This window comes from Veillonella parvula (assembly GCF_018366295.1).
In the GTDB taxonomy this organism is placed as follows: Bacteria; Bacillota; Negativicutes; order Veillonellales; family Veillonellaceae; genus Veillonella; species Veillonella parvula_P.
Genome location: NZ_JAGZIJ010000001.1, coordinates 82,071 through 98,765 on the forward strand (window position 1 = coordinate 82,071; position 16,695 = coordinate 98,765).

Genomic DNA, 16,695 nt, shown 5'->3' on the forward strand with positions numbered 1-16,695 from the left:
TTTATGAATAATAGTATATTTAAATCTCGCTTCGTAGCGGCAATTTTGACTGGTATAGTGGTATTGGGAACACCATTATACATCGTTGCAGAGGACGAAGATTTAACAAATCAACTTGATTCAATTCAACAACAAGTTAATCAACAAAATGCTAAAAAGGCAGATGCTGAAACTGTAATAGTCAGTGTATCCGAACAGTTACGTCAAATCGAAGAACAATTACGTCAGGCTCAGCAACAATTGGATTCTATTCAACAACAACGTATATCTGTTGAAAATGATATTACAGTGAATGAAAAATTACTTGCTGAAGCACAAAAGCGACTAGAAGGGCGAGAAGCCGTATTTTATAAGCGTGTACGTGATATTTATATTAACGGTCGTTTAAGTTATTTAGATGTAGTTATTGGATCTAAAGATTTTACAGACTTTGCTAATCGTTTAGAAATTTTAAAACGAATTATTGATTCTGATATTAAATTAATTGAGGAAATCAAAAAAGAGCGCGCTGAAATAGCGGCTCGAAAGCAAGCACTAGAACAGTCTCGTGCAAAACTAGTTGAGATTGAAAAAGCAGCTGCGGCAAAACGAGCTGAAATAGAGCAAAAAAAGAAAGAACGTGAGGTAGTTCTTCAAAAGGCTCAAAATGATCGTGCTACAGCAATGCAAGCAGTAGAAGAATTAAATGCATCTTCTGCACAGATTACAGCGTTATTGAAAGCACGTCAAGCAGAGCGTGCCGCTGCTCGTGCTGCGGCAGCGGCTCAACAATCTTCACCAACTTACTCTTGGGTACAAGGGTCTGGTCAACTTGGGTGGCCTGTAAGTGGTGAAATTACCTCTCCATATGGCTATCGTACACATCCGATTTGGGGCACTACAATTTATCATTCTGGCATTGATATTGGTGTTGATGAAGGTACACCTGTTCATGCTGCAGATGGTGGTACTGTTGCTTGGTCGGGTTGGATGGGTGGCTATGGTTATGCCGTAGTTATCGATCATGGTAATGGCATGTCTACTCTTTATGGACATAATTCTGAACTTGCTGTCTCTGAAGGGCAAGATGTGGGTAAGGGTCAAGTTATTGCCTATGCTGGTAGCACAGGCAATAGTACAGGGCCACATGTACATTTTGAAGTTCGTATAAGTGGGGATCCTGTGGATCCTATGGGATATTTATAATATGAAATTTGATACACGTACGGTGTTATGGAGTCTATTGAAATATATAGGCTCTGGCATCGTTATTATGTGGCTTACATTTTGGTACCTTTCCGGTTCATTCTGGGGTCTGCCAAGATTATTTATAGCCTATTATACTGCGAGTCAAGTTTTTATGACACCTATGGCTAAAAGTACCCTTTATGATGGTATGCTAAAGGGGTTAATTGACTCTTTGGGAGAACCGCATAGTGTTTATTTAAATGCAGAAGAATATAAGTCCATGAAAATGCAAACATCTGCAATATATGCTGGTGTCGGTATGGTCCTTGGTACTGATGATAAAGGTCTATATGCTGTTAGCGTTATGGAAGACCAACCAGCTTTCAAAGCTGGAATTAAACCTGGAGACCACATTATTGCTATCGATGGACAATCTACTACTGAAATTCCGGTAGAGGAAGCATCTTCTCGTATTCGTGGCGAAGCAGGTACTACTGTAGCTCTTGATATTGAGCGTAATGGTGAAAAGTTGCATTTTGATATCACTCGTGAATCCATTGTTTTGCCTACTGTTAAAAGTAAAATGCTAACTAGCACAGTTGGGTATATTCGTATTAGTCAGTTTGCAGAGAATACTGCAGAAGATTTTGCCACTCAATATAAAGAGCTCCAATCTCAAGGTATGAAGGCTCTTGTCTTAGACTTACGAGATAATCCAGGCGGCTTATTATCTACTACTGAAAAGATATCTAACTATATTATGCCTCCAGGTACACTCGTAACGGTACAAAATCGATCAGGTAAAAAGGATACTTATAAGTCAGATGGACCTGATGTAGCTATGCCGTTGGTTGTTTTAGTTAATAAGGGCTCTGCTAGTGCATCAGAAATCATAGCAGGTGCTGTTCAAGATCGTAAATTAGGCACTATCGTAGGTACAAATACATATGGTAAAGGTACCGTTCAAACTATTTTCCCTAGTTTAGATGATGAAGGAATTAAAGTAACTATTGCTAAGTACCACACACCAAGTGATCGTGTTATTGATGGAACAGGTATTAAACCTGATGTAGAAATCGATTTACCAAAAGGTGTACATCCATCTAGTACATTAGATGATATTCAAATTAAAAAGGCATTAGAGCTATTACAGCAATAATGCATAGGAGTTAAATTATGTTTATAGATAGAGCGCGTGTCTTTGTTAAAGCTGGTGACGGTGGGGATGGTATGTCCAGCTTCCGTCGAGAAAAATACGTGCCAAATGGCGGCCCTAGTGGTGGTGATGGTGGTAAAGGTGCAGATGTTGTTTTTAAAGCTGACAAGAATATTAATACGCTTGTAGACTTTAGATATAAACGTCAGTTTAAGGCACCGGCTGGCGGTAATGGTGAAAGCGCTAATAAGCACGGTCGAGGTTCCAATCCTCTTATCATTCCAGTTCCATTGGGAACTGTAATTAAAGATGAGGAAACAGGAAAAATCTTTTGCGACCTTGTCAACGATGGCGATACCTTTGTTATTGCCAAAGGTGGTCGTGGCGGCCGTGGCAATGCTCGCTTCCAAACGAGTGCTAACCGTGCACCAACCTTTGCAGAAAAGGGTGAACCTGGTGAAGAATTCTGGTTACAATTAGAGCTTAAAGTATTAGCTGATGTAGGTTTATTGGGTTATCCATCTGTAGGTAAATCTAGTATTTTGCGAAAAGTATCTAAAGCTCAACCAGAGGTGGCTGCCTATCATTTTACTACACTAACACCAGTACTCGGGGTAGTTACAATTTCTGGAGATCGTAGCTTTGTTTTGGCCGATATTCCGGGCCTTATTGAAGGGGCTAGTGAAGGTGTAGGTTTAGGTCACAATTTTCTACGTCATGTTGAACGTACGAATATTTTAATTCATGTTTTAGACGTATCTGGTATGGAAGGCCGAGACCCTAAGGTCGACTTTGATGCGATTAATGAAGAGTTACGTAAATACTCTGAAAAATTGGCTAATAAGAAACAAATTGTAGCTCTCAATAAGATCGATATGGTCTTTGATGACACGACGATTCCCGAAACAAAAAAATATTTTGAAGACAAAGGCTATGAAGTATTTCTCATTAACGCCTTAAGTGGTGAAGGTTTGTCAGAACTTATGGAACGAGCTTACTACTATGTAGAAAACTACGAACCAGAGCCTGAAGCAAATGATGATACAGTTGTATACGAAGCAAAACAAGATGTAGAATTTGTCATTACTCGCGGTGATGATGCTGCTTTCTACATTACTGGTAAACGTATTGAACGATTAGTAGCTATGACAAATCTTGACGATGATCAATCTCTTCGTAGATTCCAACGCATTTGGCGCTTTATGGAGCTTGATGCAAAATTGAAGGAAAAAGGCTGTAAAGACGGTGATGAAGTTGTAATCGGCGATCAGCGCTTTACTTTCCAAGAGTAGGAGTAATAATGACAGGAAAACAAAAACGGTATTTACGTTCATTGGCGGCTACAATACCACCAGTTGTCCAAATTGGTAAAAATGGTTTAGAGGATAGTGTTATAGATAGTGCTCGTGCAGCGATTACAGCACGTGAACTTATTAAGGTTAAATTACATAATAATAGTCCTGAAGATAAGACAATTTTTCAAGACTTAGCAGATATGCTTGGCGCTGAATTAGTTCAAGTGATTGGCTTTAATGGTGTTTTATATAAAGCTAAAAAAGAACCTAAAATCATTTTGCCAAAATAATTTTATAATCTAGTAAATCATAAAAATCTGTATACATCGTAGTTAAGAATTTCAACCTTAGGAGGTTAGTCTATGCGCAGCGCTATCGTTAATGCAAAACGAATTGTAGTCAAAGTTGGTAGCAGTACGCTTTGTTACACTAACGGACATTTAAATTTGGAGCGTATTGAAAGATTAGTGCGCCAATTATCAGATTTGGCTAACCGAGGTAAAGAGATTATTCTTGTTTCCTCTGGTGCTACTGGTGCAGGTCTTGCCCCTTTAGGCTTTAAAGAAAAGCCTAGAGATCTCGTATTAAAACAAGCAGCTGCTGCAGTAGGTCAAGGTATTCTCATTCATATGTACGAGCGCATGTTCCGAGAATATGGTCGCACCGTAGGGCAAATTCTTTTAACGAAAGAGGATAGTACTGGACGACATAGTTATCTTAACTTGCGTAATACATTACATACTTTATTGCAACTTAACGTTATTCCTATTATTAATGAAAATGACGTGGTTGCTATCGAAGAATTTAAAATCGGTGATAACGATACATTATCTGCTACTGTTGCAGGTATTGTAGATGCAGATTTACTTATCATTTTGTCAGATATTGAAGGCTTATATACAGCTAACCCAGCCACCAATCCAGATGCTACTTTGATAGAAACTGTTTCTGAAATTAACGATGAAACCTATGCTATTGCAGGTGGTGCTGGTTCTAATATGGGAACGGGGGGTATGTATACAAAAATTAAAGCTGCTCATATGGCAACAAATTCTGGTGTACCAATGGTTATCACCTCAGGTGAAGTAGAGGATTCTGTTCGTCGTGTATGTAAGGGTGAACAAATTGGGACACTTTTTGAAGCCCATGATGCAAGTTTATCTGGTAAACATCATTGGTTGGCTTTTGGTAAACGATTAAAAGGATCCATTACGATTGATGACGGGTGTGCTCGCGCTGTTTTAGATAAGGGTGCTAGCATTCTGCCCGCTGGTATTATTGAAGTAGAGGGGACTTTTGGACCTGGTGATACAATTTCCATTTATCATGATCATAAGGAAATTGGTCGTGGACTTATTAATTATAGTATTGATGATATGAAGGCGATTAAAGGTCACAATACAAATGATATAGCCGAGATTCTGGGTATTAATACGACCTATGATGAGGCTGTACATCGTAATAATCTAGTTTTATTACACTGAGGAAATCCTATGAACCAGTATGAAAAAATTTGTAAAGATATGGGCCAGAGAGCTAAAACGGCATCTTTTGAATTAGCCCAACTCGACCAAGAAACTTTAGATTCTGCATTGTTAGCAATTGCTGATGCTGTAGAAGCACAAACAGATGAAATTATGGCGGCTAATGAGTTAGACCTAGAAAAATCTGTTGACTATAATTTACCTCGAACTATGATAGATCGATTGGCTTTGACACCTAGTCGCATTGCTCAAATGGCAGAAGGGGTGCGTCAAGTGGCTGCTCTTGAAAGTCCTGTAGGTTCCATTATAGAAACAATCACTCGGCCTAATGGTTTGATTATTGAAAAGCGATCAGTACCTTTTGGTGTTATTGGTATCATCTTTGAAGCCCGTCCAAATGTAACCATAGATGCAGGTGTTCTTTGTTTAAAGACGGCAAATGCTACAATTTTACGAGGTGGTAAGGAGGCATTTCACACGAATCAAATCATCGTGTCTATCATGCGGGATACCTTAGAGTCGTTAGGTATTAATGGTGACTCTATTCAACTCGTTGAGGTGCTTGATCGAGATCTGGTTGGAGTACTTTTACAACAACGGGAATATATTGATGTAATCATTCCACGTGGGGGTGCTGGACTTATTCGTCGTGTTGTAGAAGATAGTAGCATTCCTGTTATTGAAACTGGCAGCGGTGTATGTCATACCTTTGTTGATGAATTTGCTGATTTAGAGATGGCTTTAGAAATTGCAGTCAATGCTAAAGTTCAACGTCCATCTGTATGTAACTCTATGGAAACCCTACTAGTTCATCAAGCTGTGGCTAGAGAGTTTTTACCACGCCTTAATATAGCACTACTAGAATATGGTGTTCGTATTCATGGTGATGAGGCTGTAGCTCAATATATGGAGAATACAATTCCTTTAACAGAAGAGTCTTTCAGCACAGAATACAATGATATGGATTTAAATGTGCGTATCGTTGAAAATCTTGAAGAAGCTATTGATCATGTGAATCGGTATACTACACATCACTCTGAGGCTATTATCACAGATGAACCTATGCGTGCTAATGTATTTATGAATTTAGTAGATTGCTCTACTGTGTATCATAATGCATCTACACGTTTTACAGATGGCTTTGAGTTTGGCTTTGGTGCTGAGATTGGCATTAGTACACAAAAACTCCATGCTCGAGGCCCTATGGGGTTACAAGCTTTAACATCTTATAAATATTTTGTATTTGGGGAAGGCCAAGTACGGACGTGAAGAAACTATATTATTTTATAAGGGCATACTTCAGATATCTTCAAACACCTAAGGGCCGATATGAATGGATATCCTATGGAAAGGCATTGCTCTTATTCATCATTATTTGTGTCATTGTCATTAAGGGAGTGACCGCATTATGGTAGAAAAACGTCGCATAGGTATAATTGGTGGAACATTTAATCCCATTCATTTAGGTCATCTCATGATCGCAGAGGTGGCTTGTGAAAGTTTTAATTTAGAAAAAGTTATCTTTGTACCTGCTCGTATTCCACCGCATAAGCAACATGATGTGATTGATAGTCATCATCGGTATGCTATGACGGCGGCCGCAGTTTCAGATAATCCAAATTTTGAAATTTCTGATGTAGAGATGCTCCGAGAAGGTCCTTCGTATACCGTAGATACGATTCAATATTTTAAAAAATTATATGGTCCTACTGTTGAATTTTATTTTATTGCGGGTACGGATACTATTCGTGCATTACCGACTTGGAAATTTATAGATGAACTTATAGATGAGGTTCATTTTATTGGAGCTATTAGGCCAGATGGATCAAGTGCTATTGATTCTACTTTGGATGAGTTAGGATCTAAAGCACGTGAAAAAATACATGTTATGGAAGTGCCTGAAATGAAATTGTCTGCTACGTATTTACGAGAGCGCTTACGGTCTGGAAAGACAGTTCGTTATATGTTGCCTAAATGTGTAGTAGATTATATAGAAGAAAACCATATATATGGGAAGGAATAAATGATGTTATCGTTTGATGAAATACAACATAGGGTAAGCCAATGGATGGGGAAAAAACGTTTTAAGCATACCCTGGGTGTTGTTGAATCTGCAACTCAGTTGGCTAAACTTTACGATGTTGATGTAGAAAAAGCACGATTAGCGGCATTACTACATGATTGTGCTAAAGAAATGCCTTTGAAAGAGATGCAAGATTTGGTGAAGGAGAATAATTACAAAGCTGATGAAGAATTATTAGCCAATGGTAATCTTTTACATGGATTAGCGGGTATGATTCGAGCTAAACTTGAGTTTTCTATAACCGATTCAGAAATTTTAGAAGCTATTCGTGTTCATACAACTGGTAAGGTAGGGATGTCCACATTAGATAAAGTTATATTCTTAGCAGATTATATTGAACCCAATCGTCATTTCCCAGGTGTTGATGAACTTCGAAAGGTAGCTAAAGAAAATCTCGATAGAGCTGTATTGCTTGGTTTTGACAATACTATTAATCACCTTATTGAGCAACATCTTTCTATTTATCCTTTGACCATTCTTGGTCGTAATGATGTATTAAAATCTTGTAAATAATGGAGTTTTTATATGGACGAGCGTGAACGAGCAAGAGCTCGCCGACGTAGAAAAAGACGTCAACAAAAGTCATCTGTAAAGTGGCCTAGAGTCATTTTGGCTATTGTTGTAGTTTTGTCTCTGGTCGGTGGGATAGGATATGGCATATATAGTGGCGTATCATATGCATATAGAGCAATTGTCGGAACTACTGAAGTTACTGAAGCTGTGATAGATAGTGGAAATAAACAGGACGCAAATACTGTATCAGTAGAGCAAAAAGGTTTAGATAAACCTCTATATATTTTGGTTATTGGCACTGATGACAATAATCCTAGCCAAGGTGATAGCTTATTCCTATTATCTGTAAATCTTGATCAAAAAACTTTGGATGTTATCGGCATTCCAAGTAATAGTAAAATCGATAATCGTGACCAAACAGATGCGACCATGTTAAATGGTATTTACGAAAAAGGTGGTATTGAGCTTACTAAAGCTGTTATTGAGGATATGTTCCATATTTCAATACCATACTACGTGGTAGTTAATCAAGATGCTTTCAAGAAAACTAATGATGTGTTAGGGAATCAACAAATTTATGTAGAGCAACCGATGGAACATGTTGATGCAGAAGGCAATAAGGATATTGATTTACGACGTGGTTATCAAACATTAGATAGTAATAATGCCTTAGCATATTTACGATATTCTGATCCTAAACACGATACCTTTACTCGTGTGCAACGACAAGAGCGATTCTTAAAGTTGTGGGTGGAACAAGAGCATAATGCATTTTTCTTAACAAACGCATGGCATATTTGGCGTATTTGGGATCATTATGATAGTAATATTTCTACTTTAGATGCTATTAAGTTGGTATACAATGCGAGCAAAATTAATAAGGAAGAGATCCACTTCTATATTCTTCCTGGTGAAAAAGAGCTTATAGGTGAAACGACTTATTGGAAGGTAAACCCTACGGAAGCTCAACGTTTAGTGGGTATTACAATGGGTAATTTACCAGCTAATGAAATGACGCAATTTATATCTGCACCAACAAATAGTATGTCGAAAGTTGCACCTGAATCGGAACATAATGGTGGCACTATTACAAAGCCCACAGAACCAGGTGAGGAGAGCGGTAGTAAGCGATAAGATAAGAGGCAATATAATGAAAAAGAAAGAAGATATTAAACAAATCGTATTAGAACTTGCACAAGCTGCATTTGATAAAAAGGGCAGAGATATTGAAATTCTTGATTTAGAAGGTATTTCAATGTTAGGTGATTATTTTTTGATTGCTAGTGCAAATAATAGTAGGCAATCTCAAAGCATTGCTGATGAAATGGAAGATAAAGCAGCCGAATTAGGTATAACAGTACAGCATAGAGAAGGTTATCGTGAAGGTGAATGGATCTTATTGGATTTTGGCGATATAATTTGTCATGTCTTTGGTGGTGATGAATTGCGTGAATTCTACGGTTTAGAAGAATTGTGGAATGACGCTGGTCGAGTTCCATTTGAAGGAGTATAATATGGCTACAGAATTGTTGGAAAATACAATTGCCACATTGAAAGTATTGCGTACTAGTGACCAAGGTGCTTTTCTAGATGGTCAAACAGGCAATACAAATGATGATATTTTGCTTCATAAAGATCAACAAACTTCACCAGTTACTATAGGAGATGAGGTAGAAGTATTTTTATATCGCGATCCAAAGGGGCGTTTAACTGCTTCTATGCGTTTACCAGCTATGAAGGTTGGCCAAATTGGTTATGTTGAGGTCATCAATACGACAAATTTTGGTTGCTTCGTTGAGGTTGGCACAGAACGTGGTATCTTTATGCCTCATGCTGAGATGCGTGGTCGCCCTCAGGTAGGGGAAAAGGTATGGGTTCGTCTATATACTGATAAATCTGGCCGTTTTGCGGTCTCCATGGATGTAGATGATGAAATGCGTCGTGCCTCTAAAGCTGCTACTGAAGCTACGGTTGGTCAACTTGTAAAAGGTGCTATCTATAACTTAACGAGTGATGGGGCATTTTTTATCACTCCTGAGCGTTGGATTGCCTTTTTACATCGTTCTGAAATGACGAGAAAGTTAAAAGTAGGGGAAATGATTGAAGGTCGTATTACTTTCAAACGCGATGATGGTCGTGTCAATGTATCTATGCGCCCTACAAAGGAAAAAGCTCTTGTTTCAGATGGTGATATTATTATGGAATATCTTTTAAATCGCGGTGGAAAGATGCCATATAGTGATGAGTCTTCAGCGATGTTGATTAAAGATAAGTTCAATATTAGTAAGGCTGCGTTCAAACGTGCCTTAGGGCATTTAATGAAAGAGAAAAAAATTGTTCAGGAGGATGGTTGGACATTGCTTACCGACATAGGTCGCCAATGGACACCTCTTGTTAGTGATGAGTCCCAAGATGAGGAATAAAGACGATGAAAATTGTCATTGTAGGCGCTGGTAAGGTTGGTTATTCATTAGCACAACGTCTTGTTCAAGACGATCATGATGTATATGTTATCGATCGCTCACCAGAACGCATTCATAATCTTGAAAATACATTAGATGTTAGCCTAGTTTTAGGGAATGGCAGTGATGTTCAATTATTGAATGAAATCGATATGTCTGATGTTGGTATGTTTATTGCTGTTACTGATTCAGATGAGGTTAATATGCTATCCTGTTCGGTAGCTAAAATAAAAGGTGTGCCTACAACTATTGCACGCGTTCGTGATAATAGTGTGGCGGAACATATGGATGAGGAGATACGAGCTCAATTAGGTGTTGATCTTTTCATCAATCCTGAAATGGTTACAGCTCAAGAGTTACTACAAATTTTAGAAACACCATCAGCTATAGATGTTGAGGAGTTCGGTCAGGGTGCTGTGCGCCTTATGGAATTCAAATTGAATAATGAATTTCCTCTATTAGAACAGCCACTAAAAGAAATTCGCTTTCCTGAAGGTGTTCTATTAGTTGGTATTTTGCGCTATGGTGAAATGATTATTCCGCATGGTGAAAGTCGTTTACAGGCTGATGATAGTGTATTTTTCCTAGGTTTGAAAGAGTCCGTTTCTGAAGTGGAGAAACTTTGGTTCCATAATTATAATACATTCTATAAACGGGCTGTAATCATTGGGGCAGGTCTCTTAGGTCGTAACTTAACTGTATTACTAGAAAAAGCTGGTTTTTCTGTGAAGGTTATTGAAAAAGATTTTGACCGTTGTGAGAAACTGGCAAATCAAGTGGATAAAGCCATGGTTATCAATGGGGATGGTACTGATTTTGATTTGCTCGAAGCTGAGGAAATTGCTGATAGCGATGTAATTATTGCTCTAACAGATGATGATAAACTTAACTTACTTGTAGCACTTGTAGGGAAGCATATGGGCATCCCAAAAACTGTTGTTCGTGTGGGACGGCCAGAATATATTATGCTGATGGAGCAAGTAGGTATTGATGTAGTATTTTCTCCACGTTTATTAACTGCAAGTCAAATTTTGCGCTTTGTACGAAGTGGAGAAGGGGTTGTATCTATTTCCACCTTTGAAGGTGGTAAAGCCGAATCTATCGAAATTGAAATTACCAATGAATCACCTGTAGCAGGTAAACAATTGAAAGATATTCGTTTACCTGGGAAGGCCTTAGTAGGTGTAATTTTACGGGAAAATGAAGCTATCGTACCTCGTGGTAATACTCAAATTTTAGATGGTGATCATATCGTTCTCTTTACATTACCTGAATCGGTAAGCAAATTGCTTAAATATCTTACTTAGTAAGGAGGGGCTATGCGAATTCAAATCGTTATGTCCTTAGTGGGTCGACTACTCTATATATTTGGGGTTTTTACTTTAATCCCTTTTATATATAGTGTCGTATTTGAAACTGCATATTGGTCATTCCTTATAACCACAAGCCTTTCTTTAGTTTTGGGGACGCTTTTATCTTATTACGGTTGTGAAAGTCAAAGCTTTAGTATTCGTGATGGGTTCTTAGTTGTATCCTCTACTTGGATATTTACGGTTATTTTGGGGGCTTTACCTTTTTTGGGGAGTGGCATATTGACTAATGCTTTTGATGCTTTATTTGAAGCCACTTCGGGTATTACTGCAACTGGTGCAACTATTATTTATAGTGTTGATACGTTACCAAACACATTTGTATTGTGGCGTGGTCTTATGCACTGGGTTGGAGGGATGGGGATCATCGTCCTTATCTTATCATTTTTAAAGAATTTAGGAGCAGATGCAGCACATTTCTTTAATGCAGAGGCATCTGTACCAAAGCCTGGTGTTGTAATGCCGCGTATTCAATCAATGGCCACCAAGCTTTGGCAGTTGTATATTGCCTTTACTGCTCTTTGCTTTCTTATGCTGTGGGCTGGCGGCATTGAACCTTTTGATGCGTTAAACTATGCCTTTTCTATTATTGCCACGGGTGGATTTGCACCGACATCAGCAGGGGCTTTTATTTATGAACAAAGTAATTATATTTGTTTCGTATTTATATTCTTTATGTTTCTTGCTGGTGGCAATTTCTCTGTGTATTACAATGCACTTCAAAAAGGAATTCGCGTTTTAATTAATGATTTTGAAACACGTATGTACTGGCTTGTAGTGTTTATTGGTATTGCCATTGTATCAATATCTCTAGCATTACAATCTAGCTATTCTAGTCCTTTAGAGATTGTTAGAAATGCTGCCTTTAATTTAGTTTCGCTTCAAACTGGTAGTGGTTTTGCTATTAGTGATTATGATTTGTGGCCTGCTGCAGCACAGATGATGTTATTTATTTGTACATTTTTTGGTGGTTGTAGTGGTTCTACAACGGGCGGTGTAAAAATTATACGACTTATTATTTTGATTAAGAGTTCTATAATTTATCTGCGAAAATCAATTCATCCTGATATGGTTCAAGTAGTACGTATTAATGGCAAACCGATGCCTACTAAATGGATCCAGATGACACAGCAATTTTTATTTTTATATTTAATGATTTATGTGGTATCTGTTTTTCTAATGACTTGTACTGGTCTTAATACATATGATTCTATGCAAGTGGTTACGGCCTTTCTTAGCAATGTAGGACTAGGGTTTGGTGGCTTTGGTCCTACTGATTCCTTTAATGTTATGCCGGATACTGCTAAATGTATTGCTATTGTAGACATGTTACTAGGTCGTTTGGAGTTATTTACGATTTTAGTTATGCTTCACCCTCAGTTTTGGGAAGGGTATTTTATTAAAAAAGAGGTTCCTAAACGATATCGTATTCTATAGGAGGGCGGGAACTATATGGAAGTTATAAAACGTCCTCTAGGGCTTTATAAAGCAAATTGTTATGTACTTATCAAAGAGGGAAAATCTATAATCATTGATCCGGGCTTTCATTGTAACCACATTATTGATATGGTTGCGGATTCTGAACCTATAGCAGTTTTATTGACACATGGTCATTGTGATCATGTGTCAGCCTTGGATGAAGTATGTACACATTATAATATTCCCGCTTATTTACATCCTTTAGATCAAGAATTGTTACAGTTAATTCGACGGAGACCAAGTGTATATAAGAAAAAAATGTATACACATTGTAATGATTTAGTAGAGGGGCAATTACAGTTAGATTCTTTTAATATAATAGTTCATCATACACCTGGGCATAGTGCTGGATCGGTTTGTTTAGAAATTGAAGGCCATCTATTTACTGGTGATACTTTATTTAAACAAAATGTGGGAAATACAGATAATTATAACAGTAATCCAGCTGATTTGATTAAGAGTTTGAATCATCTTTTAACTTTGTCTAAGGAGTTAATTGTTGAGCCTGGACATAGGGAATCTACTATATTAAAACATGAGGAAGAATTTATTAAAAATATTGTAGTATAGTGTTGACAAAAGTCCTGATAACCGATATACTAAGCAAGTACTTTGGTTACGGCCCCGTGGTGTAGCGGTTAACATGTCGCCCTGTCACGGCGAAGATCGTCAGTTCAAATCTGATCGGGGTCGCCATTTATGCCTCGGTAGCTCAGTTGGTAGAGCAACGGACTGAAAATCCGTGTGTCGACAGTTCGATTCTGTCCTGAGGCACCATTTATATGCGGGAATAGCTCAGCGGTAGAGCACCGCCTTGCCAAGGCGGGGGTCGCGAGTTCGAATCTCGTTTCCCGCTCCAATTTTATATGGCGGCATAGCCAAGCGGTAAGGCAGAGGTCTGCAAAACCTTTATTCCCCAGTTCGATTCTGGGTGCCGCCTCCATAATCGTTACCCATGCCGGGGTGGCGGAACAGGCAGACGCAACGGACTTAAAATCCGTCGGTTGGAAACAACCGTACCGGTTCGATTCCGGTCCTCGGCACCAATTAAGACTAACTTTGGGTTAGTCTTTTTTTCTTATATACAATTAAAACGATTTGTGAAAATTATTACTATAAGTTACGTATAAATATATAAGAGATAGATAAATCTATGAATAAGAAACCTAAGTTATTAATTAGTGAATGCCTATTTGGTGTACCTTGTCGATATGATGGCAAAGACAATTATATAGAAACGATAGAGGCTCTAAAGGAATATTATGAATTAGTACCTGTATGTCCGGAAGTGTTAGGGGGACTTAGTACGCCTCGTGATCCTGCGGAGCGGCAGGGTAAACGTATATGTACTGTTAATGGAGCTGATGTTACAGATGAGTTTGTAAGAGGTGCTCAATTAACAGTTGATATTGCACTAAAATATGGTTGCAAGCAAGCTTTGATGAAGGCGAAAAGTCCTAGCTGTGGATATAAGTGTATTTATGATGGAACTTTTACTAGAACATTGAAAAATGGTCATGGATGTACTGTAGAGGCTCTACTAGAAAAGAATGTAAGAATTTATACGGAAAATGATATAGAGCTTTTGCTTGCAGAAAAAAAGAGATGAGTTAAACTCATCTCTTTTTGGTTATATTAAGTTGTTTTAATATAAGAATAACTTAATACAATAGAAAAATAATGGCTACAATATTAATTAAAGACTACTTGTTTGCATTAACAGGATCATTTACTAATGGTTGTTCACCAAGTAATGTTTTTAAGTTATGTAGATTAAATCGATATTGAGCATTACTAAAATCTCGTGTTGCATCATATCGTTGACTTGGAGCATGCATGAGACCAACTAATGTATCGTATAGCAAATCATTAGTAAAGAATTGATGCTCGTGTTTTGCAAGTACCTCAGCAGTCTGTGGATAGGTTGAGCGATATTGTGGAGATAGGTATACCCAGAATGGAATATGTGTCATAACAAAATCAAATGTATCAGGGTTATGCGATTTGTCTAAACTTTCACCGTGATCGGAGAAATACACCATGGCTTGTAAGTTTAATTTGTCTTTGCCATAATTGTAAATTTGTTGTAATAACCAGTCTGTGTATAATTGGCTGTTAGCATATGCTTCTTGACCATCAGGATACGGACCTTGCTTCCACTTGCTAAATTCATGAGGGTAACGGTCATTGTAATAAATATGACTACCCATAATATGTATAACGATAAAGTTGTTTTTGGTAGGATCTACAGTTTCTAATAATGGCAATAGAGCTTCATCATATCGATCTGAGAATGCATAAGATTCATGGGCCCATTTTGTTGTGTCTGCAGTCTTAGCCATTAATGAAATAGCTGTATCATATTCACCGAATACACCTTGATTGCTAAACCAAGAAGTCGTGTATCCTGCTTTTTTAGCAATATCTAAGATATTGGCTGAATCAAGAAATGGTTTATCATCATATTGATTTCGTTCAGATAGTGCACGCTCCAAGGTTGGTACTGTTTGTACGTACGATGAATAGGCATTATCAAAGAAAATAAAGTCTTTATTGTCCGAACGCATATTGCCTTGCCATGGAGTATCGTCATATGGGAAGTTTGGATTATATACTTTCATATAATCTCGAGAACTAGATTCGCCAATGACTAGAATAATAGTACCAGGTGTTTTGTTCACCGCTGTTTCCTTTGTGTCTAAATTAAAGGAATCAAATACTAAGTGGTGATTATCATTATATTGTTGCATTTGTTTTACATAATCGCCTGCAGCAATCCAGTTCGCCACAATACAGGTTTGTGGGAACAAGAAGAATGGTACATATACTAAAAAAGCTACAAGGGATGCGATAAGCATAGCTGAGCGCATAGGACGTGTAGTATTTAAATTTACTACTGCTTTCATACCTAAGTTAGACCAGTACAATAAATAAGTCCATAAGATAAGACCAATACTTATTGCTATAAGACCAGGTATTCCAGATGCATTCTTTAAAAAACCAAATGCTTCTTCTGGATTGGTCATATATACGGCTAGCAGACTGGCTGGCGTTAAGCAATGCCAAGTAGTCATGTAATAGCCGATCTGTAAGAATGGTATTAAGCTCAGAATCATGGAAATGATAGCCATGATTAAGGATGTTGTTTTATGGAAGCGATTTGTTTGGTTCAGTAAAAACTGAATGCCTGATAATCCCATGAAAATTAATAAGCCAAATAAAAAATCATTAGCAAATTCATAGAAGTATAATGGCTTCACATAGGACCAATGGAATAAAAGAGGAAAGGTAAGTGCCCATAAGATTCCGACTAGGCCATATCCTAAAAAAGGCCTGTGGAAAACGGTACACCCCATAAAATATTGAAATAAAAAGGTACCTACAATTGTTGGTACAGCTAAAATCGTAATATCCTCTACATCAAGCCCTAAGGTTATGGGCTCATAAATTAAAAATAAGATGATATATAAAACAATACCTATAATACCAAAGCGAAAAATTGGATTTCGCCCAATTTGCCTCACACTCGATGACATAATAAATCCTCTCTAAAAGGAATACACAATAACGTATCTTTTTTTAATATAAAATAATTACAATAATAAAGATAGCAGATGAGTGTAAAAAAAACAATTATTTGAAAGTACTACTATAAATGCTTTATAATTATATAATTAAAAACATTT

At 37.6% G+C, this 16,695-nt stretch carries 16 protein-coding genes and 5 tRNA genes; 20 read left to right on the forward strand and 1 reads right to left on the reverse strand.

Annotated elements, in window-relative coordinates:
- Positions 1-3: 3 nt before the first annotated feature.
- The 20 genes from KHY58_RS00390 to KHY58_RS00485 all read left to right on the forward strand — a co-directional run bounded on the left by KHY58_RS00390 (position 4) and on the right by KHY58_RS00485 (position 14,618).
- Positions 4-1,185, forward strand: coding sequence for a murein hydrolase activator EnvC family protein (locus KHY58_RS00390; RefSeq protein ID WP_012864280.1), 1,182 nt, complete (start codon positions 4-6; stop codon positions 1,183-1,185).
- Position 1,186: 1 nt separating this feature from the next.
- Positions 1,187-2,326: a S41 family peptidase gene (locus KHY58_RS00395; protein WP_278471469.1), complete on the forward strand. Its 1,140-nt coding sequence runs from the start codon at positions 1,187-1,189 to the stop codon at positions 2,324-2,326.
- A gap of 17 nt (positions 2,327-2,343) precedes the next feature.
- Positions 2,344-3,615 carry a GTPase ObgE gene (obgE, locus tag KHY58_RS00400; RefSeq protein ID WP_278471471.1) on the forward strand — a complete coding sequence of 424 codons (1,272 nt, stop codon included), beginning with the start codon at positions 2,344-2,346 and terminating at the stop codon, positions 3,613-3,615.
- An 8-nt stretch (positions 3,616-3,623) separates the two neighbouring features.
- On the forward strand, positions 3,624-3,908 hold the full coding sequence (gene yhbY / locus KHY58_RS00405; protein WP_004693176.1) for a ribosome assembly RNA-binding protein YhbY: 285 nt from the start codon (positions 3,624-3,626) through the stop codon (positions 3,906-3,908).
- Between the two features lie 72 nt (positions 3,909-3,980).
- Positions 3,981-5,102 carry a glutamate 5-kinase gene (gene proB, locus KHY58_RS00410; RefSeq protein ID WP_278471473.1) on the forward strand — a complete coding sequence of 374 codons (1,122 nt, stop codon included), beginning with the start codon at positions 3,981-3,983 and terminating at the stop codon, positions 5,100-5,102.
- A gap of 9 nt (positions 5,103-5,111) precedes the next feature.
- Positions 5,112-6,371, forward strand: a complete 1,260-nt coding sequence (locus KHY58_RS00415; RefSeq protein WP_278471475.1) for a glutamate-5-semialdehyde dehydrogenase — start codon at positions 5,112-5,114, stop codon at positions 6,369-6,371.
- Positions 6,372-6,510: 139 nt separating this feature from the next.
- The gene (gene nadD, locus KHY58_RS00420) at positions 6,511-7,125 is read left to right on the forward strand and encodes a nicotinate-nucleotide adenylyltransferase (protein ID WP_278471477.1); all 615 of its coding nucleotides are present in this window, start codon (positions 6,511-6,513) and stop codon (positions 7,123-7,125) included.
- A 3-nt stretch (positions 7,126-7,128) separates the two neighbouring features.
- Entirely contained in the window at positions 7,129-7,698 is a 570-nt protein-coding gene (gene yqeK / locus KHY58_RS00425; protein ID WP_278471921.1) for a bis(5'-nucleosyl)-tetraphosphatase (symmetrical) YqeK, read from the forward strand.
- Positions 7,699-7,710: 12 nt separating this feature from the next.
- Positions 7,711-8,832, forward strand: coding sequence for an LCP family protein (locus tag KHY58_RS00430; RefSeq protein ID WP_278471480.1), 1,122 nt, complete (start codon positions 7,711-7,713; stop codon positions 8,830-8,832).
- Positions 8,833-8,848: 16 nt separating this feature from the next.
- Positions 8,849-9,211: a ribosome silencing factor gene (rsfS, locus tag KHY58_RS00435; RefSeq protein WP_278471482.1), complete on the forward strand. Its 363-nt coding sequence runs from the start codon at positions 8,849-8,851 to the stop codon at positions 9,209-9,211.
- Between the two features lies 1 nt (position 9,212).
- Complete coding sequence (locus KHY58_RS00440) at positions 9,213-10,121, forward strand: CvfB family protein (protein ID WP_004697457.1); 909 nt, start codon at positions 9,213-9,215, stop codon at positions 10,119-10,121.
- Between the two features lie 5 nt (positions 10,122-10,126).
- Positions 10,127-11,467, forward strand: coding sequence for a Trk system potassium transporter TrkA (gene trkA / locus KHY58_RS00445; protein WP_004697013.1), 1,341 nt, complete (start codon positions 10,127-10,129; stop codon positions 11,465-11,467).
- Between the two features lie 12 nt (positions 11,468-11,479).
- On the forward strand, positions 11,480-12,967 hold the full coding sequence (locus KHY58_RS00450; RefSeq protein WP_278471485.1) for a TrkH family potassium uptake protein: 1,488 nt from the start codon (positions 11,480-11,482) through the stop codon (positions 12,965-12,967).
- Between the two features lie 15 nt (positions 12,968-12,982).
- Positions 12,983-13,579, forward strand: a complete 597-nt coding sequence (locus KHY58_RS00455) for an MBL fold metallo-hydrolase (RefSeq protein WP_012864290.1) — start codon at positions 12,983-12,985, stop codon at positions 13,577-13,579.
- Positions 13,580-13,629: 50 nt separating this feature from the next.
- Positions 13,630-13,705: transfer RNA gene (locus KHY58_RS00460), tRNA-Asp, on the forward strand.
- A 5-nt stretch (positions 13,706-13,710) separates the two neighbouring features.
- Positions 13,711-13,786 (forward strand) — tRNA-Phe (locus KHY58_RS00465).
- A gap of 7 nt (positions 13,787-13,793) precedes the next feature.
- Positions 13,794-13,868 (forward strand) — tRNA-Gly (locus KHY58_RS00470).
- A gap of 9 nt (positions 13,869-13,877) precedes the next feature.
- Positions 13,878-13,952, forward strand: a tRNA-Cys gene (locus KHY58_RS00475).
- 14 nt (positions 13,953-13,966) lie between these two features.
- Positions 13,967-14,055, forward strand: a tRNA-Leu gene (locus KHY58_RS00480).
- 107 nt (positions 14,056-14,162) lie between these two features.
- On the forward strand, positions 14,163-14,618 hold the full coding sequence (locus KHY58_RS00485) for a DUF523 domain-containing protein (RefSeq protein WP_101928229.1): 456 nt from the start codon (positions 14,163-14,165) through the stop codon (positions 14,616-14,618).
- Positions 14,619-14,712: 94 nt separating this feature from the next.
- On the opposite strand, the gene KHY58_RS00490 is transcribed toward KHY58_RS00485, so the two are convergent.
- Positions 14,713-16,545 carry a phosphoethanolamine transferase gene (locus tag KHY58_RS00490; RefSeq protein WP_278471488.1) on the reverse strand — a complete coding sequence of 611 codons (1,833 nt, stop codon included), beginning with the start codon at positions 16,543-16,545 and terminating at the stop codon, positions 14,713-14,715.
- Positions 16,546-16,695 lie beyond the last annotated feature (150 nt).